This window comes from Flavicella marina (genome assembly GCF_009193215.1).
In the GTDB taxonomy this organism is placed as follows: domain Bacteria; phylum Bacteroidota; class Bacteroidia; order Flavobacteriales; family Flavobacteriaceae; genus Flavicella; species Flavicella marina.
Genome location: NZ_VYVA01000001.1, coordinates 282044 through 307011, shown reverse-complemented (window position 1 = coordinate 307011; position 24968 = coordinate 282044). Strand labels below are relative to the sequence as shown.

General features: G+C 33.6%; 24 protein-coding genes. 8 read left to right on the top strand and 16 right to left on the bottom strand.

Features of this window, described 5'->3' with window-relative positions:
• Positions 1-100 precede the first annotated feature (100 nt).
• Both F6P99_RS01200 and F6P99_RS01195 read right to left on the bottom strand, forming a co-directional pair.
• Entirely contained in the window at positions 101-766 is a 666-nt protein-coding gene (locus F6P99_RS01200) for a response regulator (RefSeq protein ID WP_152285617.1), read from the bottom strand.
• 199 nt (positions 767-965) lie between these two features.
• Positions 966-1400, bottom strand: a complete 435-nt coding sequence (locus F6P99_RS01195; RefSeq protein ID WP_152285616.1) for a DUF4293 domain-containing protein — start codon at positions 1398-1400, stop codon at positions 966-968.
• 327 nt (positions 1401-1727) lie between these two features.
• Between F6P99_RS01195 and rho the strand changes: the two genes are divergently transcribed.
• On the top strand, positions 1728-3407 hold the full coding sequence (gene rho / locus F6P99_RS01190; protein ID WP_152285615.1) for a transcription termination factor Rho: 1680 nt from the start codon (positions 1728-1730) through the stop codon (positions 3405-3407).
• Positions 3408-3462: 55 nt separating this feature from the next.
• On the opposite strand, the gene murI is transcribed toward rho, so the two are convergent.
• The 8 genes from murI to F6P99_RS01150 form a co-directional block, all read right to left on the bottom strand.
• Positions 3463-4251 carry a glutamate racemase gene (gene murI / locus F6P99_RS01185; RefSeq protein ID WP_152285614.1) on the bottom strand — a complete coding sequence of 263 codons (789 nt, stop codon included), beginning with the start codon at positions 4249-4251 and terminating at the stop codon, positions 3463-3465.
• Between the two features lie 105 nt (positions 4252-4356).
• Positions 4357-4857: an OmpH family outer membrane protein gene (locus F6P99_RS01180; protein WP_152285613.1), complete on the bottom strand. Its 501-nt coding sequence runs from the start codon at positions 4855-4857 to the stop codon at positions 4357-4359.
• 39 nt (positions 4858-4896) lie between these two features.
• The gene (locus tag F6P99_RS01175; protein ID WP_152285612.1) at positions 4897-5535 is read right to left on the bottom strand and encodes an OmpH family outer membrane protein; all 639 of its coding nucleotides are present in this window, start codon (positions 5533-5535) and stop codon (positions 4897-4899) included.
• 41 nt (positions 5536-5576) lie between these two features.
• On the bottom strand, positions 5577-8165 hold the full coding sequence (gene bamA, locus F6P99_RS01170) for an outer membrane protein assembly factor BamA (protein WP_152285611.1): 2589 nt from the start codon (positions 8163-8165) through the stop codon (positions 5577-5579).
• Positions 8158-8910, bottom strand: coding sequence for an isoprenyl transferase (locus F6P99_RS01165; protein ID WP_152285610.1), 753 nt, complete (start codon positions 8908-8910; stop codon positions 8158-8160). The genes bamA and F6P99_RS01165 overlap by 8 nt, the downstream gene beginning before the upstream one ends.
• A gap of 4 nt (positions 8911-8914) precedes the next feature.
• Positions 8915-9613, bottom strand: coding sequence for a type IX secretion system protein PorG (gene porG / locus F6P99_RS01160; RefSeq protein ID WP_152285609.1), 699 nt, complete (start codon positions 9611-9613; stop codon positions 8915-8917).
• 118 nt (positions 9614-9731) lie between these two features.
• Positions 9732-10628 (bottom strand): NAD kinase, encoded by an 897-nt coding sequence (locus tag F6P99_RS01155; protein ID WP_152285608.1) that lies wholly within the window; start codon positions 10626-10628, stop codon positions 9732-9734.
• Positions 10629-10655: 27 nt separating this feature from the next.
• Positions 10656-11336 (bottom strand): CBS domain-containing protein, encoded by a 681-nt coding sequence (locus F6P99_RS01150; protein ID WP_152285607.1) that lies wholly within the window; start codon positions 11334-11336, stop codon positions 10656-10658.
• A gap of 83 nt (positions 11337-11419) precedes the next feature.
• Here F6P99_RS01150 and F6P99_RS01145 point away from each other — a divergent pair, with 83 nt between their 5' ends.
• The 4 genes from F6P99_RS01145 to tig all read left to right on the top strand — a co-directional run bounded on the left by F6P99_RS01145 (position 11420) and on the right by tig (position 14783).
• Complete coding sequence (locus tag F6P99_RS01145; protein ID WP_152285606.1) at positions 11420-12136, top strand: pyridoxine 5'-phosphate synthase; 717 nt, start codon at positions 11420-11422, stop codon at positions 12134-12136.
• A 9-nt stretch (positions 12137-12145) separates the two neighbouring features.
• Entirely contained in the window at positions 12146-12913 is a 768-nt protein-coding gene (locus F6P99_RS01140; protein WP_152285605.1) for an alpha/beta fold hydrolase, read from the top strand.
• A 106-nt stretch (positions 12914-13019) separates the two neighbouring features.
• Positions 13020-13388 carry a phage holin family protein gene (locus F6P99_RS01135; RefSeq protein ID WP_152285604.1) on the top strand — a complete coding sequence of 123 codons (369 nt, stop codon included), beginning with the start codon at positions 13020-13022 and terminating at the stop codon, positions 13386-13388.
• A 72-nt stretch (positions 13389-13460) separates the two neighbouring features.
• On the top strand, positions 13461-14783 hold the full coding sequence (gene tig, locus F6P99_RS01130; RefSeq protein WP_152285603.1) for a trigger factor: 1323 nt from the start codon (positions 13461-13463) through the stop codon (positions 14781-14783).
• Between the two features lie 135 nt (positions 14784-14918).
• Here the strand turns inward: tig and F6P99_RS01125 are convergent, their stop codons facing one another.
• Positions 14919-16253, bottom strand: a complete 1335-nt coding sequence (locus F6P99_RS01125; RefSeq protein ID WP_152285602.1) for a DEAD/DEAH box helicase — start codon at positions 16251-16253, stop codon at positions 14919-14921.
• Positions 16254-16385: 132 nt separating this feature from the next.
• Entirely contained in the window at positions 16386-16982 is a 597-nt protein-coding gene (locus F6P99_RS01120; protein WP_152285601.1) for a tRNA (guanine-N1)-methyltransferase, read from the bottom strand.
• Between the two features lie 300 nt (positions 16983-17282).
• On the opposite strand from F6P99_RS01120, the gene clpP reads away from it, so the two are divergent.
• Together clpP and clpX are read left to right on the top strand one after the other, a co-directional pair.
• On the top strand, positions 17283-17945 hold the full coding sequence (gene clpP, locus F6P99_RS01115; protein WP_152285600.1) for an ATP-dependent Clp endopeptidase proteolytic subunit ClpP: 663 nt from the start codon (positions 17283-17285) through the stop codon (positions 17943-17945).
• A 52-nt stretch (positions 17946-17997) separates the two neighbouring features.
• Entirely contained in the window at positions 17998-19236 is a 1239-nt protein-coding gene (gene clpX, locus F6P99_RS01110) for an ATP-dependent Clp protease ATP-binding subunit ClpX (protein ID WP_152285599.1), read from the top strand.
• A gap of 64 nt (positions 19237-19300) precedes the next feature.
• On the opposite strand, the gene F6P99_RS01105 is transcribed toward clpX, so the two are convergent.
• The gene (locus tag F6P99_RS01105; RefSeq protein WP_152285598.1) at positions 19301-19840 is read right to left on the bottom strand and encodes a DUF3575 domain-containing protein; all 540 of its coding nucleotides are present in this window, start codon (positions 19838-19840) and stop codon (positions 19301-19303) included.
• A gap of 105 nt (positions 19841-19945) precedes the next feature.
• Here F6P99_RS01105 and dnaG point away from each other — a divergent pair, with 105 nt between their 5' ends.
• Positions 19946-22015, top strand: a complete 2070-nt coding sequence (gene dnaG, locus F6P99_RS01100) for a DNA primase (protein WP_152285597.1) — start codon at positions 19946-19948, stop codon at positions 22013-22015.
• A gap of 5 nt (positions 22016-22020) precedes the next feature.
• Here dnaG and F6P99_RS01095 read toward each other — a convergent pair whose 3' ends face one another.
• The 3 genes from F6P99_RS01095 to F6P99_RS01085 form a co-directional block, all read right to left on the bottom strand.
• Positions 22021-22518 (bottom strand): metallophosphoesterase family protein, encoded by a 498-nt coding sequence (locus F6P99_RS01095; RefSeq protein WP_152285596.1) that lies wholly within the window; start codon positions 22516-22518, stop codon positions 22021-22023.
• Positions 22515-23378 carry a hypothetical protein gene (locus F6P99_RS01090; protein WP_152285595.1) on the bottom strand — a complete coding sequence of 288 codons (864 nt, stop codon included), beginning with the start codon at positions 23376-23378 and terminating at the stop codon, positions 22515-22517. Before F6P99_RS01090 ends, F6P99_RS01095 begins: the two co-directional genes overlap by 4 nt.
• 109 nt (positions 23379-23487) lie before the next feature.
• Positions 23488-24951 carry a DUF389 domain-containing protein gene (locus F6P99_RS01085; RefSeq protein ID WP_152285594.1) on the bottom strand — a complete coding sequence of 488 codons (1464 nt, stop codon included), beginning with the start codon at positions 24949-24951 and terminating at the stop codon, positions 23488-23490.
• Between the last annotated feature and the right edge of the window lie 17 nt (positions 24952-24968).

Genomic DNA, 24968 nt, shown 5'->3' with positions numbered 1-24968 from the left:
GGGTTATTAAATCGTTAATGTATTATTTGTTGTTATAAAATAATGCCTTAGCCCATAAGGACTAAGGCAATAAAAATCAATCAGGGGTAGGATTTGATTTTTATAATAATTTATTTCGTACAGCGTACATCGCTAAACCTACAGAGTTTTTTGCTTTCGTTTTTTGTAACAAATTTTTTCTGTAAGTGTCAACAGTACTCGTACTGATGTTGAGTCTTTCGGCAATTTCTTTAGTACTCATTTCGATACTAATTAATTGTAAGACTTCTAATTCTCGATCGGTCAATGAACTTGAAAATACACCATCTTGATGTACTTTTTTTCTTATTGTTTTTCCAACTGCTGCGGCAACCAAATCTTTTTGAACTTCATTACTGAAGTATTGGTCTCCATTGTACACAGAGTTGATAGCTTCTACAATGTTTTCTCCTGCACATTTTTTTGCAAGAAAACCATCTGCGCCCATTTTTAGGACTTCTTTTACCAATTTTACATCATCGTAACTTGATAAAATTATGGTTGGTAATTCTAGTTTGTTTTTTTTCAAATAACGTAGGACTTCCAATCCATCTACTTCTGGCATATTAATGTCTAAGACCAAAACATCTGCTTTGTTTTCATTTAACCAATCTATTACTAGTCGGCCGTTTAATGAATGTCCTGCAACATCAATATTTTCTTCGTTTTTCAATACAGCAACGATACCATCAATTAATATTTGATGGTCATCGGCTATGTGAACTTTAATCTTTTTATTATTCTCCATCAGATACTGACAAATTTATATGGTTAGTAACAAGTACGCAATCCTATTTAAAAGCGAAATTTTCAACTCCCTAAAAATAGGGATAAGATTTTAAATAGAAGTGTTCAATATGAGAAGGTTAGTTTGGAGTGTATGAGAAAAAATAACCCGAAGCTTTCACTTCGGGTTTTTTCCGCATAAATAAACTAAGATGTTAGGGTTATCGTAATCGATCTACAGATTTTACAAGATCTTCATCCTTCTTAATTGCTTTGTTTGCCATGGCAAGAAAAACAATAACGATTATAGGTAAGAAAATCCCAATACCTTTCTCTGAAACTAAAGTTTCTCCAGGTAAATTTAGAGACTCAACTATCAATACTCCTAATAAATAGAAGTTGATCAGAATATTCAATCGCCCTAGTACAAATTGATTTTTTCTATTTTTAAATGAAAAGATAGAAATAAAAGACAATGCACTTGATACGAAAAAACCTATTCCGATAGATTTTATTAAAAAACGTTCATCGCTCAATAATCCTAATATATTAGTAGCTTCTTGGTTTGGATTCATCCAGAAAGAAATGAAAAAGACCAATACACCAGAAACCAATGCGGCTAATAATAGGTAGATAGATTGTAAACGTTGTATCATTCTAATTTGTGTACAATAATGTGAAGCAAAAATATGTTTTATTCATTAATAATTCAATTTTTAGGTGAATTATGTTGCTATAATTTTGAGTACTGGTTTAGTTTGTTGTGAATGAGGTTTTTGCATCTAAAATTTAATCTATGAAGCTTTTTTTATGGTGAAGATTAGAAATTAAAATTATTATTATATATTTGTTACTCATTTCACTGTAGAGGGTCAAAGATTTGTACTCAATAAAACTTTCTTCTGCATAGTATTCACAAAAAAAACATTCGCTTCGTATCATATAATTACAAAAGAAGCAACTACTAAATACAACACATAAACATGTTTGAAATTTCGCAACTCAAGAGCAAGACTCTTGTTGAGTTACAGGCAATTGCTAAAGAAATCGGTTTGAAAAAGACGAGCCAACTTAAAAAATTAGATTTGGTTTATCAGATTTTAGATGCACAAGCTGCTGCTGGAGCAAATGAAATTGCTGAAACGGCAAAAGAGAAACCACGTCAGCCAAGAAAAAGAACAAGGGTAGAGAAACTTACTCTAAAAGCTGAAGACAAGAAAGTCGAAGCTACTACAAAAGAAGTTGCTCCAAAGCAAGAAGTTGCCGAGGTTAAGCAAGAGAAACGTACTCCAAGAAAGAGAGTGGAAAATAAGCCTGTGCAAGAAAAAAACACCAAAGAAGTTGAGAAAAAATCGGATGTTAAAGAGGAAGATAAGCCGAAACAACCACAACATCAGAATCAACAAAAAAATAATGAGGGTAAGCAAAGACATCCTCATAACAATCAAAATCAAAATCAGAAAAAACACCCTCAGCACAAGAATCAACAAAACAAAGAGAAAAATCACAATAAAAGCAATACAAAATTTAGAGATCCTGATTACGAATTTGATGGTATTATTGAGAGTGAAGGTGTGTTAGAGATGATGCCTGATGGTTATGGATTCTTGCGTTCTTCTGATTATAACTATTTGTCTTCACCTGATGATATTTATGTGAGCCAGTCTCAAATTAAATTGTTTGGATTGAAAACAGGAGATACTGTTTTAGGGAATGTGCGTCCTCCGAAAGAAGGTGAGAAATACTTCCCGTTAATTCGTGTATCAAAAATCAATGGTTTGCCACCAAATGTTGTAAGAGATAGAGTGTCTTTTGAGCACTTGACACCATTGTTTCCTGATGAAAAATTTAACTTGGTAGACAGGAAGAATACCTTATCGACAAGAATTATGGATTTATTTGCGCCGATTGGAAAGGGGCAAAGAGGAATGATTGTAGCGCAGCCTAAGACTGGTAAAACAATGTTGTTAAAAGATATCGCTAAGGCGATAGCTGAGAATCATCCAGAAGTTTATCAAATTGTATTGTTGATTGATGAAAGACCAGAAGAGGTAACCGATATGCAACGAAGTGTGAAAGGTGAAGTCGTAGCTTCTACTTTTGATGAGCCTGCAGAAAAACATGTGCGTGTTGCAAATATTGTTTTAGAGAAAGCGAAAAGATTGGTAGAATGTGGACATGATGTGGTAATCTTATTAGATTCAATTACACGTTTGGCAAGGGCTTATAATACAGTTGCACCTGCATCTGGAAAAATTCTTTCTGGAGGTATTGATGCGAATGCTTTGCATAAACCAAAGCGTTTCTTTGGTGCTGCAAGAAATATAGAAAAAGGAGGGTCTCTATCTATCATTGCCACGGCATTGACAGAAACAGGGTCTAAAATGGATGAGGTAATCTTTGAAGAATTTAAAGGTACGGGTAATATGGAGTTACAGTTGGATAGAAATATCTCTAACCGTAGAATTTACCCTGCAATTGATCTTATTAAATCAAGTACAAGACGTGATGATTTGTTATTTGATGCGAAGTCTGTGCAACGTATGTGGGTGCTTCGTAAGTACCTTGCTGATATGAATCCGATAGAAGCAATGGAGTTTATCAGTGATAAAGTTAAATATTCGTTGAGTAATGAAGAGTTTTTAATCTCCATGAACGGATAATTTTACATCATAAATAAAAAAAAGAGACTGTAATTCATAGTCTCTTTTTTTTTGCTTAATATTTTTCTAATACCAGTTGGATGTTTTTTTCAGTGGCATCTACAAGGTGTTTTATTGTAGTTAATGCTGTATTGCTATAGATAATGTGTTCACCTTTCTGTGTGTTATTGGATGTAATTTGGTGTTTTACTAGAATAGCTTTTGTTTGTTTGGCAACCGCGAGTCCAGAATCAATGATTTCTATAGTATCTCCGGTCATTTTTTTTATTTGAGGAACCAAGAATGGGTAATGTGTGCAACCAAGAACCAAACAATCTACGTCATTTTCTAACATGGGTTTGATATACTTCTTAAGTAAGGAGTCCATTTCAGTGCTGTTGATTTTATTGTCTTCTATCAACGGTACCAATCCCTTGCCAATCGTTTCAATAACTTCAATACCTGATACGTGTTTTTCAGATGTGGCAGCGAATAGCTCACTGTTCAAAGTACCCTTAGTAGCTAGGATTCCTATTTTGTTCGTTTTTGTTTTTAAAGCTGCTGGTTTAATGGCTGGTTCAATTCCAATAAAAGGGACGTCGTATTTTGCTCTTAAAAACTGTATCGCATTGGTAGTGGCAGTATTACAAGCAACAACGATTAATTTGCATCCTTTTTTTAGAAGAATTTCAGTGTTTTTAACACAAAGATCTATGATTTGATTTTTGGTTCTTTCACCGTATGGAGCATTGGCACTGTCAGCCAAATAGACCGTATTTTCATTAGGGAGTAATTGTATGATTTCTTTCCATATAGATAGTCCACCTACGCCAGAATCGAAAATACCTATAGGATGGTTGCTCATAGTTTTACTGTTTTTTGATTGCCTTTTTTTCCAAAAGTACTATTAATTCAAAAAAAAAACTCGTTACTTTTTAAAATAACGAGTTTTTTATAATAAAGTAATTTTTTATTTGATTCCTAGCTTAGTTTTTACAGCAGGACCTAAGTCTTCACCTTCAGAAACAATCAATGCTTTCGTATCTAATACATAAACAAAACCTTTAGATTTTGCAACTGCAGAAATAGTTTCTCTAGCTTTTTTTATGATTGGTTCTAAAGCCGTACTTTCTTTTTGTTGTAATTCTTGTTGTGCAACTTGTTGTAATTGCTGAATTTTTCCTTGGTCAGTTTGAACTTCCTTGATACGTGCTTCGTTTTGAGCCTGCGTTTGAGAAATTTCTTCGGCAGTGTATTTGTCAATTTTAGCCTTTAATGCTTTTTGAGCATTGGTAATTTCTTCACCATAAGTCTTTCCTAATTTTTCTAAGTCAGCTTGTAATTTAAGTGTCTCAGGCATTTTAGATACAATTTCTTCAAAATTGATATGTGCTACTTTTTGAGCTTGAGTATAGGTAGTCATACCTAGGGTGATAACTACAGCTGCTAATAAAGTTTTAAAATGTTTCATTTCTTGTCTATTTAATGGTTGTTTATTTTTTTGTTGTTTTTATCTATGGATAACTTTGCTTTCTTTTTCTGCTTTTCTTTTTTTCTGAGCTTCTATTCTCTGTTCTAAATCTTCTTTGTTTTTTTGTTTTTTAAGTTTTTCTTCTTCGCGTTCTCTTTCTTTTTCGCTTTTCGTCAGGTAAGATATGATAGTTTTGCTAATATCGTACTTCGGATTTCCATAAAGCATTGTTAAATCGCTCGTTCTATCAAAAACAAAATCGTATTTTTTCTTGGCAATTACTTGTTGAATCGCATTGAAAACTTCATCCTGAATAGGTTGTACTAATTGTTTTCTCAATTCAAAGTATGCACCTTTCGTGCCAAAGTAACTAGCACGCATTTTTGAAAGTTCTTTTTCTTTAATACTTATGTCTTCTTGTCGCTCAACAATAAGGTCTTCAGTCAATAATATTTTTTCGTTGCTCAGGTCAGATTTAAGCTTTTCGATTTCGTTTTCTGAGCGTTCAATTTTTTTACGCCATTGAGAAGCCTTTGAGTCTAACTTTAATTGAGCTTTTTCGTAATCAGGTATATTTTGCAAAATATATTCCATGTCAATAAAAGCAATTGTCTGTGGCTTTTGAGCGAACAGAATACTGCTTATAAGAAGAATTGATATGGTTATTTTTTTAAACATTTTTTACGATAAACTCTTGTGTTGCGAACAAATATAATAAATTAGAATTGTTGACCAATAATAAAATGCGTTTGCCATCCTGATGGTTGAATACGTCCCGGTATAGGATCGAATCCGTTTGCAAAATCAATACCTAACAATCCAAAGGCAGGCATAAAAATTCTAACCCCAACACCTGCAGCTCTACGCACATCAAATGGATTAAAGGTTTGGAAATTTTGATACGAGTTACCTGTCTCAACAAATCCAAGCACATAAATAGAAGCAGAAGGTTTCAGTGTAATAGGATACCTCGCTTCTAAGGTGAATTTATTATAAATGGTCCCTCCGTTAATTCCAGACAAACTTGAGTTTTCATATCCTCTAAGCCCAACAATTTCACGACCATCAAATTGGTTTTGTTGCAGTCCATCACCACCAACAAAATATCTTTCGAATGGTATGTCTCTTAAGTCTTCATTATAATACCCAAGGTATCCAAATTCAATTTGTGTCATTAAAACAGACTTACCAATTAATTTGGTGTACCATTTTGATTTGAATCCAAGTTTGTAGTATTCTAACCATTTAAACTTCGCTTCGTTGATTCTACCTTGTACAGGTACCATTCCTAAATATTCACCATTAGGTCCATACGCTGGTTCTTGATAGTCAGGGTTTTCTTCTAATGAGGCAAAATCAGTTTTACTAAATAGTGAGTGTGGTAGTGTAAATTTTGCTGAGATGCTAAAGTCAGATCCAGTTGTAGGGAATATTCTACTTGGTCCTGATGAATTTCTACCTAAAGTAATACTATACGATAGGTTGTTAGAGACACCTGTTCCATCTTCAAAATTCAACAAACCGATATTGTATTGGTTGATGTCGTATTGTTTAAAGCTAATAGCTTGGCTTAATGTAAAGTAATCATCAGGCCATGTCAATCTTTGCCCTAATCCAACAGTTACACCAAAGATGTTCAAACGTCTACTTTTATCAACATTGTTCGATGTGAAATCTACTTGATATTGTCGAGAGTTGTAAATCGAGAATGAAAATGACTTTGGTTTCTTACCACCTAACCAAGGTTCCGTGAACGAAAAGCTACTTGTGCTATAATACCTACTTACTTGTAGACGCAACGCTAAAGCTTGCCCATCTCCCATTGGAAGCGGTTTGTATTCTTTTCCGTTGAATAAATTTCGGATAGAGAAGTTGTTGAATGACAGCCCGAGTGTTCCAATAAATGATCCACCTCCATAACCACCTTGCAGTTCGATTTGACTTGATCCTTTTTTAACAACCGAGTACTCAATATCTACAGTTTTATCTGCGTAATTTGGTTTTAAGTCAGGTGTTACGTTTTCAGGATCAAAGAATCCAAGTTGAGAAATTTCACGAATAGAACGGATGATATTTTCTTTACTATAAAGGTCACCGGGTTTGGTTCTTAATTCTCTATAAATGACAAAATCATTGGTAACCTCGTTTCCTTTTACAGAAACTTTTCTGATGGTAGCAGGATCGTCTTCATGAATTCTTACTTCAACTGAGATTTCATTATTTTCGACTTTCGTTTCTACAGCATTTACTTGAGAGAATAAGTATCCGCTGTTTTGATATAGAGAAGAGATGTCTTCTGAATCTGGAGATCCATCACCTTTTACACGTTCTTCTAAAAGCTTTGAGTCGTAAACATCACCTTTTTCAATACGTAAAAAACGTTGTAATTGCTCTGTTGTATAGTTGCTGTTTCCTAAGAAACTTATATCACCAAAATAGTAACGTTTTCCTTCTTCTAATTTGATTTCTAAATTGATGGTTTTTCCATCTTCATTCCAAACGATGCTATCAGAAATAATACGTGCATCTCGATATCCTAATTCACTGTACTCATCTAGCAAGTTCTGTAAATCGGCTTTGTATTTTTCTTTTACGTATTTAGAAGTTTTCCAGAATCTACCCCAAAACTTTCTTTTAGTGTCTTTTAAAAAGCTTCTTAGTTGAGCATCACTGATGTCTTTATTTCCATCAAATGTTATTTCTTTAATTTTGATTTTCTTACCTCTGTCAACACGGATTAATAGGTCCATGGCGTTACCTTCAGTGGTGTCTCTTTTTGTGTGTAGAGAAACTTTAGTTTTTAAGTATCCTTTGTCGGTAAATTTTTTCTTTGCGTAGTTTTTAGTTGTGACCATCAGGTTGTCTGTAAGCATGTCACCTTTGTTGATGTCTGCTTCTTCACGAAGGTCTTTTGCTTTTGATTTTTTGATACCTGTAATGGTAATACTACTAATTTGAGGTAGTTCTTGAACTTTGAATTCTAGATAGGCAGTGTTTCCATCAATTTTTGAAATAAAAACTTCAACCGAACTAAATCGTTTCGTACCATACAATTTTTTAATTGCACTAGATAATTTGTCCCCTGGAATTTTAATTTCTTGACCGGGCTTTAGGCCAGAGTATACTTTTACAGACTGCTCACTAAATTGTTGAGCACCTACAACACTAATGTCACCCAAAGTGTATTTTTTTCCGCTCTCAAATGGTACGGAAGATGCGGGCGCAGAAGAGTCTGTTTCTTGAGCGTTGGTTAGGTTTATACAAAGCACCAAACTCAAAAAAAGAGTTACTATTTTTATGCTATTCATTTAGGTCTTCAATTTGTTCGCTTGTCTTTCCAAAGCGGCGTTCACGATTTTGATACTCTACAACTGCCTTATAAAAATCGTTTTTTCTGAAGTCGGGCCATAGTACTTTCGTGAAGTGAAATTCAGCATATGCGATTTGCCAAAGTAAAAAATTACTAATCCTTTGTTCACCACTAGAACGAATAACTAGGTCGACCTCTGGCAAAGAAACTGTATATAAATGATTATTAATAATTTTTTCGTCAATTTCTTCGACTGAAAGTTCATTATTAACAATTTTTTTTGAAATATTTTTTACGGCATTTACAATTTCCTCTCTCGAACCATAGCTAAGAGCAAAGGTAAGGGTAAGTGTCGTGTTGTTTTTTGTAGCTTCAATTACATCGGCTAATGTTTTTTGAGCTTTTGTTGGCAAACTTTCTAAACAACCTATCGCATTAATTTTGATATTGTTTTCTTGGAAACCAGGTAATTCTTTTTTTAAAGAGTTGATCAATAAACTCATTAACGCGTCAACTTCTAATTTAGGTCTGTTCCAGTTTTCTGTAGAAAAAGCATATAAGGTTATGGCTTTTGTTCCTATGTCTGAAGCTGCGGCAACAGATTCTCTAATTGATGTAAGCGCATTTCTATGTCCGAAAATTCGGTTCATACCTTGTTTTTTAGCCCATCGGCCATTACCATCCATGATGATTGCTACATGTTGTGGAATGTTGTTGGGGTTTATTTGTTCAAGGTAATTCATGTTTTTATCTTCTTGTTGTATAGCTTAAGGGTCTCCCAAAAGTATAAGTTAGTGTTAGTCCAGCAAACGAGTACCAATCGTTTGTGCTAGGGTCGTTAAATTTAGCGTTTTCTGGATGATCTTTTAAGACTCCGTCTTTATAAAATTGTCCGTCGTCGATGTCATCTGTGAAGGTAAAGCGGATTCTTGCTTCAAGTCCCAATACAAGTCTGTCTGAAATTTGAGTTTTGTAACCGACTCCAAAAGGTAATGCTGTTGAAATTTGAGATTTGTAGGTGTAATCTTCTGCTGTGCCTACTGCTTTTTTGAAATGGAAAATGGCTAATTCTAAAATAAGATACACGGAACGCGCTCTTTTCCAATGCGAAATTTCGTAGTTTAAAAAATTAAAATCAATTCCACCGGTAAACTCTGTGATTGTTTTATTGAAACCAACATCAAATTGTTGGCGAATTTCATTTTGAGATTCAGAATTGTGCGCAATCATTTTCATCGAAGTCAATGATGCTCGATAAGAAATTCTAGGATTTCTGTTGTATTTGTAGATCAGTCCGTATGCAGGTGCATTCGGTCTAATTACAGTTGTTGGACCAATGTCTCCTACGTAGTTGCTTCCTCCTACAGAAATTCCCACTTCATGAAGTTGTGCAACCGAAAGGTTTGCAAACCAGATGAATACTAAAAATAAAATCGTTTTTCTCATGATTAAAAATAGCGTGCAAATATAGTTATTTCAATTTGCTTTATTGAACTTTATGATTGTTCTTTTTATTAACTATTATTTCTGAGCTTTATTGTGGTCTGTTAAGAGAAGTTACTGATTAATTTGTGTAGTTTCTTTTGTCTTCTCCCCAGAATAATTTTTCTCGAAGCGTACTGATGAAAGTCTGTTGGTTCAGCTGAATAATTCGTATTGGGAATGACGCTTTTGTAAGTGTAAGTTCTATTTCAAAAGGAACAGTTGATACTCTGGAATCTAACGATAAAAAGAATTCTTTCTCTCTACCAATTATTTTAAGTTTTATTTTAGTTTTGTCTGGTATAACTAGTGGTCTAGCGCTAAGATTGTGCGGCGCAATAGGTGTTAGAACGAAGTTATTAGATTCTGGCATGATGATAGGTCCATGACAGCTTAAAGAATATCCTGTAGAGCCGGTTGGAGTTGCAACAACTAGTCCGTCTGACCAATAAGTTGTGAGGTATTCGTCGTTCAAGTATGCCTCAACACCGATCATAGAAGTTGAGTTTTTTCGAGCAATTGTGATCTCGTTCAATGCAAAATTAACACCTTTAAAATCAATGTTCGGATCGTTAGATTCTACTTGAAGAAGTGCTCTTTCTTGAATGGTAAACTCATTGTTTATTAGTGACTGAATCGTATTTTCAATTTCTTTGCGTTGCACAGTCGCTAAAAAACCTAGTCTACCTGTGTTGATCCCTAAAATCGGAATTCTTAAGTCTTTTAATATGGTAGCTGCGTTTAGAATTGTACCGTCTCCACCGAGAGTAAACATCAAATCAAAGGAACTGTCAAGGTCGCTGTTTTGTGAAAAAGTAGGGTAGTTAAGATTTTCTACTCCTAAGTCTGCTAAGATCGAGACAAACTCTTTTTCTATGAAAATCTCAACATTGAATTTCACTAAATTCTCAATAAGAACTTCGAAATATTCTCGGTCAGTGTTTTTATATGCTTGTCCAAAAATGGCTGCTTTTTTCATGCTATGCGGTGGTTTGTTTTGCAACAATTAAATGCTTAAATATTTTTGTAAATAATTAGACCTGTTTTTCAAATCTTCTAAGTAAGAATCATCTTCATGATTTGAGATAATATTGTATTCGAATCTCCTATACGATTGTATGATTTCGTTGATGTTGTCTGTTTTGATTTTTAGTGTAATTTGAGTGGTCTTTTCTGTTTTTTTAGAAATGAAAAATCCAAAAACCTTGGCATTATTTGTTTCAGAAATCTGAGTTACTTCACTGGTAGAATACGAATTGTTGTCTTTTTCTAAAACGAGCACAGCACCTTCTTCTTTGAGAAAAGGAGTTTCGGCATATAAAGATAATACATCGGTAAGGTCGTAAAAGCCAACATACTTTTTGTCTTTGTTTAGTACTGGTAAGATGTTGGTTTCATGCAGTGAGAATAAGGTAAGAACATCTAATAAAGAATCTTCATCCGTTGCAAAAAATAGTTCGAATGTGTATTTGTAGTCTGCTATTTTTTTTGATTTGTCTTCAAAAGTATTCAGATCACTTTCTGCAATAGAACCATAAAGTTTGCCGTTTTCGATAATAGGAAAATGACTAGCGTTTTGATTCAGTGTTTTTTGTCGAGCAGCATCGATTGAATCTTCAATGTAAATTGATGGTAGATCTGTTGAGATATAGTCCTCTAAATTCATGGCGTATTCTAAAAACTGCAAATTAACAAAATTTCATCTAAATGATGTACTTTTGCCTTTTTTAAATAGCAAGAGAAATATATCAATTAGATTAGAAAGAACAGATGACGAAATTAAGCGTTAATATTAATAAAATAGCAACTTTACGTAATTCAAGAGGAGGTAATACACCTGATTTATTGAAGGTTGCAGCAGATATTGAAGGGTTTGGAGCAGAAGGAATCACGATTCACCCGAGACCTGATGAAAGACATATTCGTTATCAAGATGCATATGATCTAAAAGAAATTGTAACCACTGAATATAATATCGAAGGAAATCCGATTCCAAAATTTAAAGAATTAGTTCTTGAAATAAAACCAACACAGGTAACTTTGGTTCCTGATGGTGACGACAATATTACGTCTGATGCAGGGTGGGATACCATTGCTAATCAAGATTTTTTAAAAAAAACTATAGCAGAGTTTAAAGAAGCAGGAATAAGAACATCAATTTTTGTAGATCCGTTTCAAGAGATGGTAAAGGGAGCTGCAGAAACGGGTGCTGATAGAATTGAGTTGTACACTGAGAGTTTTGCAGTGGAATATGCAAAAGGAAATTCAGAAGTAATCAAAGAGTTTGCGGCTGCGGCTCAGTTGGCACATGAGTTAGGTCTGGGAGTAAACGCAGGTCACGATTTAAGTTTAGAGAATATTGCATTTTTTGCAAAAAATATTCCACATTTGGCAGAGGTGTCGATAGGTCACGCATTGATCTCTGAGTCTTTGTATTTAGGACTACAGAATGTAGTGAATATGTATAAAAATAAAATGAAAGCTTAAGTTTCTAATATGGATGTTTTACACTCAAAAATTCAAGGAGAAGGAAAACCTTTGTTGATATTACATGGTTATTTTGGTATGGGAGACAATTGGAAATCACAAGCTAATAAATTGGCAGAGGATTTTCAAGTGCATATGATTGACCAAAGAAATCATGGGCGAAGTTTTCATTCCGATGATTTTGATTATGAGTTGTTGGTAGAAGATTTGTTGCATTATATGGAGTTTCATAGTCTTGAAAAAGCAATAATTCTCGGTCATTCAATGGGGGGTAAAACCGCAATGCTGTTTGCTGTAAATTATCCAGAAAAAGTAGAGAAATTGATCATTGCAGATATAGCTCCTAAAAATTATCCTCCACATCATCATCAAATTTTGGAAGCCTTGAATGCTGTCGATTTTTCAAAAATCACGTTACGAACTCAAGTAGATGATGTGCTAAAAGAATATATTGATGAGGAAGGAGTGCGTCAGTTTTTGTTAAAAAATGTATACAGAGAAACCAAAGAAACTTTGGCATTTCGATTCAATTTGGAGAGCTTAACAGAGAACAATCATGAAATTGGAGAACCGTTGCCTTCTTTTACCGAATACAATGGTCCAACATTGTTTTTGAAAGGAGAAAATTCAGGGTATATTTCTGATGATGATACGGGATTAATTCAAGCTCATTTTTCAAATTCTGATATAAAAACAATATCGAATGCCGGACATTGGTTGCATGCTGAAAATCCGGTAGAATTTCTAGCTGAGATGAAGCATTTTCTTCAAAACTAAGAACAAATAAGACAAAAGTGCAGTGATTTTGAGTTGATTAGTGATGTTTTGTCAGTAAATTTGTTTTGGTACTGTTTTAGCAGGTTAACAATATAAAACATAAAATATGAAAACACTGATCAAAATATTAGTTACAGCGGTTGCTGTGCTAATTATTTCAAAATTAATGCCGTCAATTACCGTAACAAACTACACTTCTGCTGTATGGGTCGCTGCAGTTTTGGCGTTATTGAATACTTTTTTACGACCTATATTAGTTTTGCTGACATTACCTGCAACCATTTTAAGTATGGGCTTGTTTATTTTTGTAATCAACGCGGGTATTGTGTTGATGGCGAGTAATATGGTAGATGGATTTGTGGTTTCGGGATTCTTCTCGGCACTATTGTTTAGCTTGCTGCTTTGGGGAGTACGAGCTGTCCTTTTTTCTGTACTGCTTGAAGACGACCAAACTCCAAGAAATAGAATAAGTTAAAGGTTGTTCAGTTCGCAAAAAAGTATTATTTTTGCACCCAATTTTAAGGAATTTAAACGTCAAAGAATTAAGATGAATATTACAAAAGAGAGTATAGACTCGTTAAATGCTGTTGTAAAAGTTGATATTACAGCTGCAGATTACAAAGACAAAGTAGAAACTATTTTACAAGATTACCGTAAAAAAGCGGATATTCCTGGTTTTAGAAAAGGACATGTTCCTATGGGGATGGTGAAGAAGCAATATGGAAAGTCAGTAATGATTGACGAGATCAACAAAATGTTGCAAGAATCTTTGAACAACTATTTAACAGAAGAAAAATTAGATATTTTAGGGAATCCATTACCTAAAGTAAACGAAGCTTTTGATTGGGATGCAGAAGATTTTTCTTTTGAGTTTGAATTAGGTTTAGCTCCTCAGTTTGATGTTGATTTAAGTGCTAAGAAAAAAATCACTCAATACAATATTGTTGCTGAAGAAAGCTTAATCGATAAAGAAGTTGAGAATTTACAAACTCGTTTTGGAAAAATCAACCCAGTTGATGCGGCAGCAGAAACTTCTAGTGTAACTGGTACTTTTGTAAATGCAGAAAAAGAAATCGAAAAAAAATCTACGATTGCTGTTTCTGATATCAAAGGAAAATTAAATCTTAAAAAATTCGTTGGAGCTAAAGTAGGTGATGTTTTAGAGTTAAAGACAAAGAATTTATTCGAAGATGATCATAAATTAATGGGAGCTCTTGGATTATCTCATGATGAAATTCAAGGTTTAGAAATTCCTGTTACATTTACTGTTGAAGAAATTACAGAAACTGAATTGGCTGATTTGGATCAAGAATTGTTCGATAAATTATTCGGAGAAGGAAATGTTTCTACAGTAGAAGAATTGAGAGGTAAAATTAAAGAAGATGCTGAAAATCAATTCAAGCAACAATCAGAGCAACAATTATTAAATAGTGTTACTGAATATTTAGTAGCAAATACAAAATTTGATTTACCTGCTGATTTCTTGAAAAAATGGTTAGCTACTGCTGGAGAGAATCCAATTTCTGAAGAGCAAGCTGCTGAAGAATTTGAAAAATCTGAAAAAGGTTTACGTTACCAATTGATTGAAAGTAAAATCATGTCGGCTAACGATATCAAATTAGATTACGAAGAGTTGAAAGAATATGCTAAAGGTTTCATCAAAGCTCAAATGGCTCAATACGGAAACATGAGTCCAGAAGATAAAGAATTAGAAGATATTGCAAACAGAGTATTGAGCAATCAAGACGAAGCAAAACGTTTGCAAGATCAATTGGTAAGTAAAAAATTATTAGACTTCTATAAAGAGAACATTACGTTCAAAGAAAAAGAAGTTACTTACGATGCTTTTGTAAAAGAAGTTTACAAATAAGAAAAAGAATTTTCTTTAAAGTAAAAAAAGTACCCTGAGCTAGTCGAAGGGTACTTTTTTGTTTTATGACTGTTTGTGATTCAATTTTTTTCGATTGATAGCAGTCCTAGATATTTTTACTTGTTGCGAAAAAAATTATTTTCGTTTTTGTCCTCTTGTTTTTGGTTTCTTGTATTTTTTTGCCAATTCTCTTCTATAAGAACCCCCTTGGTTGGTCTTTTTGTTTTTCTCTTTCTTTTCGTGAAATGCAGGTCCGGGAGCGAATTCTTTAGAACGCTTTTTTTGATAAGGCTTGATGATTTCTTTTGGCGTTTCATCTTCGGTCATTTTGTTTGAAATAGCAACTTCTCCAGGGAATTCTAAAACTTCAACTTTTATATGCATTAAAGATTCAATCCCTTCAAAAGTTTCTTGATCTTCTTCAGTAACAAAACTCAAGGCATTACCTTCATTTTCGGCCCTACCGGTTCTACCAATTCTATGTATGTAGTTTTCGGCATCTTTAGGTAAATCAAAGTTGATTACATGTGTAATTCCCTCAATATCGATACCTCTTGCCAATACATCAGTAGCAATTAATATTCTGTGAATGCCTTCTTGAAACCCTTTGATGGCTTGTATTCGATAGTTTTGAGTTTTGTTAGAATGTATAACTGATATACCGTCGGTTTTACCAAGGTTCTCTAGTTCAGAAAAAAGTTTATCAGCAACTCTTTTATTTTTTACAAAGACAAGTGCTTTGCTATAAATATCACTTTGATCTAACAAATAAGTAAGTAAATTAACTTTGGTGTAAAAGTTTTTTACATTATAAATGCGCTGTTCAATTTTTTCTAATGGTGTTCCAGAGCGTTCGATTTCAACGGTTTCAGGACTTTTAAAAAATGTCTGGATGATACCGCTTACTTCTTCTGTCATGGTTGCTGAAAAAAGTATGCTCTGTTTTTTAACAGGCAACATGTCTAACACAGTTTCAAGTTGATGTCTGAAGCCAAGATTTAAAACTTCATCTACTTCATCTAAAACTAATTTTTGAATCTTTTTTAGGTTCAAAACCTTGCTTAAGCCCAAGTCAATCAAACGACCTGGTGTTGCGACTAGTATATCGAGTCCTTCAAAAATAAGTTGTTTTTGGGTATTGATATTAGCTCCACCATATACCCCACCAATTCTTGTGTTGATGTAAGGTGTAAGTTCTTCTAAAGCTTCAACTACTTGTAAAACCAACTCACGGGTAGGTACAATTATTAGTACTCTAGGGTGTTTCTGCTCTGAATACTTTAAAAGTTTAAGCAACGGCAATAAATATGCGAAAGTTTTACCTGTACCAGTTTGTGCAATACCAACAACATCTCGACCAGATGAAATTACCGGAAAGGCTTTTTCTTGGATAGGTGTAGCATAATCTAAACCTAATTCGTCAAGAGCGTTTAGTAAGGGTGTGTTTAAATTTAAGTCAGAAAACCTCATAATATCAATTTGTATTCTTTTGCAAAGGTAATCTTCTCAATCTAGATTCGACTTTATTGAGTGGAAAAATACAAGCATAAAAAAACAGTACCCTTTTGTAGAATACTGTTTGATGTTTTTTTGATGATGAAACTAATCTTTTCTGTTTTTGATAATTTCGTCTTGTAGTTTTCTGCTTAATTCTTGTTGTCTAATCAATGAACTTTTTTGGAAAGCTTCAAATTCGTTTTGAGTTTCTTCTAGTGTTTTTTTGGCTTCTTTTGTTACCACATTGCTATTGTTAAATTTATACAAGTAGAAAAGTGCGATGGCAAGAAGTAAAACAATGATAATACCAGCAATAAGATTGTAATTTGTTTTGTACATACTTATTCCAAAAACTGAAATTGAGTTTTTGTCATTTGTAACATCGTTTAATTTTTCATTAAGGCTTTTTACCTTTGATTGAAGTGCTTCAATTTCAGAAATATGTGTATTGATCTCTGCGTCTTTTTTGTTTTGAAGATTTTTATGGAAACGAATCGAGTCATTTACATTTTGCTGAAGTTCAAGAAATTTACTTTTTGTAATTACTTTGTATTCTTTGTAATTGGTAGAGGTTTTCTCTAAGTAAATAAATCTATCGTTTAAGCTTCCATTTGTTTCAAAGGCATTTTCTAACTTTTGTCTTTGTGCGTTAGTACCTAGGGTAACAAATAGTAGCAACAAAGCTACAAGTACTTTTTTCATATGTTCTTTTTTTTGGTTGATCGATAAAAACTAATAGACGTTTTAACGTCAAAAAATTTGAGTTATTATACAAAGATAGGTAAAGAATTATTTCTTTTCTAGAGGATGACTTTTGATAACAATTAAAGTTTAAAATTTTTATAAAAAAATAATTTCTATTTGTTTGTTTTGAGCAGAATGTTTTATATTGACGATAGAAGGATAACCATAATTGGTATCGAGTATTTCAGCATCTCGCTGTACCAAAAGTTACGGATTATCTTAGTACCTTTACAAACTATAATTAAAAAATAGAATCAGATGGATTACGGAAAAGAATTTGAAAAATACGCAACAAAACATCACGGAATAAATAGCATGCATTACGATAAGCTACGAAGTTCTGTAACTCCGTATATTATGGAAGAACGTCAAATGAATATTACTCAGATGGATGTTTTTTCAAGGTTGATGATGGATAGAATTATTTTTCTAGGAACAGGGATCAATGATCAAGTAGCAAATATCATTCAAGCACAATTGTTGTTTTTGGAAAGTGTAGATGCAAATAAAGATATTTCAATTTATATCAATTCACCTGGAGGAGGTGTATATGCAGGATTGGGTATTTACGATACGATGCAATTTATCAAGCCAGATGTAGCAACGATTTGTACCGGTATGGCGGCTTCTATGGGTGCAGTTTTAATGTGTGCAGGAGAAAAAGGAAAACGTTCTGCTTTACCACATTCAAGAATTATGATTCATCAACCATTGGGTGGAGCGCAAGGACAAGCTAGTGATATTGAAATTACAGCTCGTGAAATCTTAAAATTAAAAGACGAGTTGTACCAAATTATTTCAAAGCATTCAGGACAGTCTATTGAAAAAGTACATGACGATTCTGATAGAGATTACTGGATGAAAGCTGACGAGGCGAAAGCCTATGGTATGGTAGATGAAATCTTATCAAGAAATAAATAAATTAGACCTGTTAGGGTGCCGTGTAGCACTTTATTAACGCAAATAAGGAAAGATGTCGAAAGAAGAAAGTTTAGAGTGTTCGTTTTGTGGACGTAAAAAAGTTGAAACAGACTTGCTGATAGCCGGAATGGATGCTCATATCTGTGATAAATGTATTGAGCAAGCTCATGGAATAGTTCTGGAAGAAATTGTTGAGGCTGAAGAAGTTTCAGCTGAAGCAGATTTTGAAGTAAAAAAGCCTACCGAGATAAAGGCTTTTTTAGAACAATACATTATCGGACAAGATCAAACTAAGAAAACAATGGCAGTTGCGGTTTACAATCACTACAAAAGATTGATGCAGCCTAAAGACGATAAATCAGATGTTGAAATTGAAAAAAGCAACATGATATTAGTCGGAGAAACTGGAACAGGTAAAACATTGATTGCTAAAACAATAGCTAAAATGTTGAATGTGCCATTTTCAATTGTAGATGCCACTGTTTTAACACAAGCAGGTTATGTAGGTGAAGATGTAGAGAGTATTCTTAGTCGCTTGTTACAAGCAGCAGATTACGATGTTGAAAAAGCAGAAAGAGGGATTGTTTTTATTGATGAGATTGATAAAATTGCTCGTAAAGGCGACAACCCTTCAATAACACGTGATGTCTCTGGTGAAGGGGTGCAACAAGCCTTACTTAAGTTACTCGAGGGAACTGTTGTAAATGTTGCGCCAAAAGGAGGTAGAAAACACCCAGATCAAAAATTTGTCGAAGTCAATACCAAAGATATTTTATTTATTGCTGGAGGTGCTTTTGCTGGAATTGAAAGAAATATCAGCAATCGATTGAATCGTCAAGCTGTTGGATATTCGGCTGCAATGGCCGTTGATAACGTTGACGAAACAAACTTATTGCAGTATGTAATACCAAGTGATTTGAAAACTTTCGGATTGATTCCTGAGATTATCGGTCGTTTACCGGTATTGAGTTACATGAATCCTTTGGATGCTGAGACTTTGCGTTCTATTTTAACAGAGCCTAAGAATTCGTTAATCAAACAGTATACGAAACTATTTGAAATGGATGAGGTAAAGTTTAGTATCGAAGATGGAGCTTTGGATTATATTGTTGAAAAAGCGTTAGAATACAAACTAGGTGCTCGTGGATTGCGTTCACTATGTGAAGCTATTTTAACTGATGCAATGTTCGAACTGCCAAGTTCTGATGAAAAAGAGTTCAATGTAGATAAAGAGTACGCTGAAGCGAAACTAACAAAGTCAACGTTGAAAAAGCTAAAAGCAGCAAGCTAATAGCAATAACTAATAAAAAAAAGCACCCTGAGCATGTCGATGGGTGCTTTTTTTATGTTGAAATTTAAAACCCTTTTCCGACAATCAATCCTCCTCTACCAATCACCGGTGCAGATAAATCTAAGTCGTTGTAGAAATTTCTCCCGATACCAGCATACAGTTCAATGATAAATTTATTCGGAGTCACCCATTTTTTTCCAAAAGAAATACCGAGTGCAGCATTGTTTGAATAAGCATCTACAGTTAGGTCACCAGGATCTAAATCCTCTTTTCTTTGATAATAAGTCGCAAAAATTTCTAAAAAAAGTCCTTTGCTATAATTTGTAAAATAGTTTCTGTAATAAGGAGTAACAGAAAAAGTTTTGTAGTAGCTAATATTACTGCTGTTGTTTAACAAATAAAAACCTGAAATACCAATTGAAGACTCTGCATTCAACACTCTTTCGTAAGTAAAGTCTGCAGAAGCAATTGCAATGACTGAAGACATATTAAGCTTTAGTTCGTTTTCGTGCTCAGAAGGTTTCTGTGTGTTGCTTTGCGAGTAGTTTGATATTAGCACTAGGTGAAGTGCAATAAATATGAGTTGTTTAACTTGTTTTTTCATCCGTTAGATTTTGTTCAAATGTAGTTTTTTTCACGATATTTATATTATAATTGAGTTATTGTTTTTGTTAAAGAAGGGTTATATTTGTGTTTCAATTTTTTTTAAATGATATCTAGAACTACCATTGATCGTGTTTTCGAAACTGCCCGTGTTGAGGAGGTTATTGGTGAGTTTGTAACTTTGAAAAAAGCAGGTAGTAATTTTAAAGGATTGAGTCCTTTTACGGATGAAAAATCACCATCTTTTATGGTGTCTCCAGTAAAACAAATTTGGAAAGATTTTAGTACTGGTAAAGGAGGGAACGCTGTCACCTTTTTGATGGAACACGAACACTTTTCATATCCGGAAGCCATTCGATATTTGGCAAAAAAATACGCTATTGAAATTGAAGAAACAGAACAAACCAATGAGCAAAAGGAAGCTGCTGATGAAAGAGAGAGCTTGTATATCGTTTCTAATTTTGCCAAAGACTATTACCACGATGTTTTATTAAATAATCAGAAAGGGAAAGCGATTGGCTTGAGCTATTTTAAAGAGCGTGGATTTACAGATGAAACAATAAAAAAGTTTGAGTTAGGGTATAACTTAGATGATTGGTCAGCTTTTACAGATACAGCTATTAGAAAAGGTTACGATTTAGAATACTTAACTAAAACCGGATTGACGATAGCCAAAGAAGGAGGTAAGCAGTTCGACCGTTTTAAGGGGAGAGTAATGTTTCCGATTCACAGCATGAGTGGTCGCGTGCTAGGGTTTGGTGGAAGAATTTTAAAGGCGGATAAAAAAGCAGCAAAATACCTCAATTCACCAGAAAGTGATATTTACCATAAAAGTAAAGTACTGTATGGTATTTATTATGCCAAAAAAACGATATCCAAAGAAGATATGTGTTATTTGGTGGAAGGATATACCGATGTAATTTCAATGAATCAGGCTGGAGTAGAAAATGTAGTTGCTTCTTCGGGAACTGCACTAACACCTGATCAGATACGTCTTATCAAAAGGTTAACACCAAATATTACGGTACTTTTCGATGGTGATGCCGCCGGGATTCGTGCTTCTATACGGGGTATCGATTTGATTTTAGAACAAGGGATGAATGTACGCGTTCTCATTTTTCCTGACGGTGATGATCCAGATAGTTTTTCAAAGCGTGTTTCTACGGAAGAACTGAAAGAATATTTAGAAAAAAACTCTACGGATTTCATCAATTTTAAGGTGTCACTTTTGATGAAGGATGCAGAGAATGATCCGATCAAAAAAGCGAACTTAATACGTGATATTGTTACGAGTATTTCTAAAATACCTGATAGCATTCAACGAGAAGTTTATATTCAAGAATGTTCTCGTATCATGGAAATTTCTGAAACGGTACTGTTTAACGAGTTGGCACAGATTAGCAAAAAATCTGAGCGAGATGCGTACCAAAAAGAACAACAACTTAGAAGAAAAGCTGAGCGTGAAAATTCACAAGTAGCTAACAATTCCAATGATTCTAGACAAACACCTTCAACACGTGGAGGTGCTGTAAGTGGACAAACTAGAACGCAGCGTTTGGCTGAGGGAATGGGAGTTTCAGCTCAAAAACAAGTCGTTAAAGAAGTCAATACACTTGAATTATTTGAACGAGAAATCATTAAAATTTTATTGATTTACGGAAATAATGAAGTCGATTTTATAGATTGGATTGAAGAAGTTAACGAGTTTGGTCAAGTGAAAATGATCAAAGAAGAATATACCACTGTCGTTTCTCAAGAATTGTATTTGCAGTTGCAAGATGATGAGGTTGAGTTTTCACATGAGATTTTTCAGAAAATTTACACATCTATTATCGAAAAGCTAAATCAAGAACAACATATTTCTATTGAAGAACTTACAAGTCATCAGGATGCTGATATTTCTCAAACGGTTACTGATATTTTGATGGATGATGAAAAACACATTTTAAGTGATTGGGAGTCTCAAGATATTATGGTAACTGCAAAAGATGAAGTATTGCCAAAGTTAGTTACTGATGCGATTTTAAATCTTAGAAGAGTGCTTATCGAAAGAAAAATAAAAGAATTGATTGAAGAGATGGGTGAGGGTAAAGAACGAGAGTCAATTCTAGAGATGGTAGTAGATTATACAGGCTTAAAGAAAAAATTATTTGAAAAGTTAAATAGAATTTTATAATTGTTTTAGCTTCTGGTTTCTAATTCTATTACTTCTAAGTTTTTAATTTCTTCTTTGTCTATTTCGAATCGCAACATGGTACGAACTTTATGAAACCCATGTTTACCTGCTGCACCTGGATTCATATGCAACAAATTTAGCTTTTGGTCGAATTGTACTTTTAATATGTGCGAATGACCACTGATAAATATTTTGGGTGGATTTATCTGTATTTCTTCCTTTATCCTAAAATTATACTTATTCGGATAACCACCAATATGCGTCATCCAAACCGATACTTTTTCTACTTCGAATTTTTGATCTAATGGATATTCTGCCCTGACAGTTTTGTCATCAATATTTCCGTAAACTGCACGTAAAGGCTTCAGTTTTTTTATGGTGTCTGCCACTTCAATGACTCCAATATCTCCTGCATGCCAAACTTCATCAGCTTGTTTGATGTATTTTATGATTTGTGCATCAATATGGCTATGCGTATCTGAGAGCAGTAGTATCTTTTTCATTGAGCCTTAGTTTTCAATAAGTTTTTAATTTTTATTAAAAACGGAGTGATAATAAAAACAATCCATATTAGTGTTTCACTAGAGGTTAATTCTAGCAAAAAATTAGCCGAGTAAACACAACCACAAAATATAATGACAATTACAGAGTCTTTTGTGTTTACTTGCTCTGAAGAATATCTACTAATATGTTTGTTGTTGAGTTCTTGTTTCAGTTCATCATTTTTATCTGTTAATAAGTAGCCAAGTATTAACACGGCGTTTTGAAACATGTAAATTAGGGAAACTCCCAGAATAAAAAACTCTCCAAGATTGAGAAATATATTTTCAGGATTGTAGTTTTTACTAAGTTTTAATAAGTAGTTTATTGAGAAAAATAATATAATTGCAGAACTCCAAATACTTAAATATAATCTCGATTTATTTGTTAATTTGGTTTTGGTTATGGCATGGAAAATCGAATACATGATTGGAAATGATATAATTGAGATGCCCAATATAGAAATATTATATATTGTAAAATCAGCTGCAATTATCCAGTAAACGAAAGATAAAGAATATAATAAAGTATTTCCTTCGGTTAATTTAAGGGTTGTTTTTTTGTTATGGTAGAAACTAGAAATTGCCACAAACGCGAGTATGAAGATTTCAATAGATTGCTGTAATCGATCGCTAAAAGTGATAAGTCCATTTTGCTTATCATAGATAAATGCAAACATACCTATTATTATAGATGAGAAAATTTTAAGAAGTAAAACTTTCCAATCGCTAGAGAGTTTTCTGTTTTCATATGAAATTCCTGCAATGATTGGGACGATTACAAACAGCAATGATTGTTGTTCTGTTTTTTCTAGACCAATCAATATGTATCTAATTATAAAGAAAGAGAGTATGCCGAAAAATAGTAAGAAAAAATTCTTTAGATTAGTTGAGTTATCTTTGTTGTTAAACATTTTAAACTAGAAAAAAGCGTTACTTGATTTTTTTTCCTTTGAAATTGTATTCATTAGTTCCGGAAAAATGATACAATTGAAGTGAGTCTAATTCCAAACGTTTCTTTAGCCATTTTTTTAATTGAACTTCTTTTTGATCGGTGTTTTGAATACTATCATGCCATTGAATATAGAAAACAGGAACAGTATCTATGGTTGCAAAATTTGTTTTGATGAGATTTGAGAAGCTTATAGCTTTCAAACCTTCGTAGTTTATTTTGGCCTCTTCACTGATATTGATAAAAGGTATTTGACGTCTTTCAATGTCTTCTAATCGATCAGATAAATCTCGAATTCTGGCTTCTTTTTCTTGAATGGTTTCTTCTTTTGAAGCAATCATTTCTTGATTTTTTACATACGAGCTTTTGATAATGTTGATCTCATCAATTAATTTTGACGTTTCTTCATCTTGATGAATTTCCAATGTAGTTTGCTCTAAACCAAATTCTGGTAGCCTTTCTTGCCATGCCGGCAATTCGTTTTTCTTGATGTTGTGGCCTAAAACAATAATTCTAATATTTCGGGTTGTGTAATCAATGTCTGTTTTTATAATTCCCGCTCCAGTCGATTCTCCTAACACTTCTATATATCTATAGGCATTTTGAACGTATTGATTTTTTTTGAATAACCCATAAAATAAGTAAATACTAAAGCCAAAAATGATCAATGCGACAGTTGAGGCAACTTGTGAAATACGTCTTCTTTTCCCTGAATTTATATAACGAACCATCGGGAAATTCAAGAATTTTACAATTACAAAAGTAGCTAAAGCGATAAAAATGGTGTTGATGGTGAACAAAAACATGGCACCACCAAAAAATTTAAAGTTCCATGTTGCCAATCCGTAACCAGCAGTACATAAAGGAGGCATCAAGGCTGTTGCAATAGCAATACCTGCGATTGTATTTGTCAATTCTTTTCTTCTACTCAGTGCGATAATCAATGCAAGACCCCCAGACAGTGCAATAAGTACATCTCTAACATCGGGTTGGGTACGAGCAAGAATTTCGGGTGTTGCCTCTTGAAACAATGGAATGCTAAAAAATATAAAAGACGAACTCAAACTAAGTCCGACCATTACTCCCAGATTGATCAGAGAGCTTCGTAAGGTGTCAATATCGTTGATACCGATAGAAAGTCCGATACCTAAAATAGGACCCATTAACGGAGATATTAACATGGCGCCAATAACAACGGCCGTTGAACTAGTGTTAAGTCCGATCGAGGCAATCAATATAGAGAATATAAGAATCCATGCGGTGTGACTCTTTACCTGAATACCATCTTTTATTTTTTGGATGGTTTCTTTTTGGTCGGTTCCTTCACGAATATCCAAAAGGTTTACCATAAAAGCTCTTACACTTGCAAAAAATGCAGAGTAACTTTTTTTTACACCTTCTTTGTGCTCGTTTAATTTCTCGTTTTCCTGGTCGTTGTTTTCCATGGAATTAATTGTGAGTT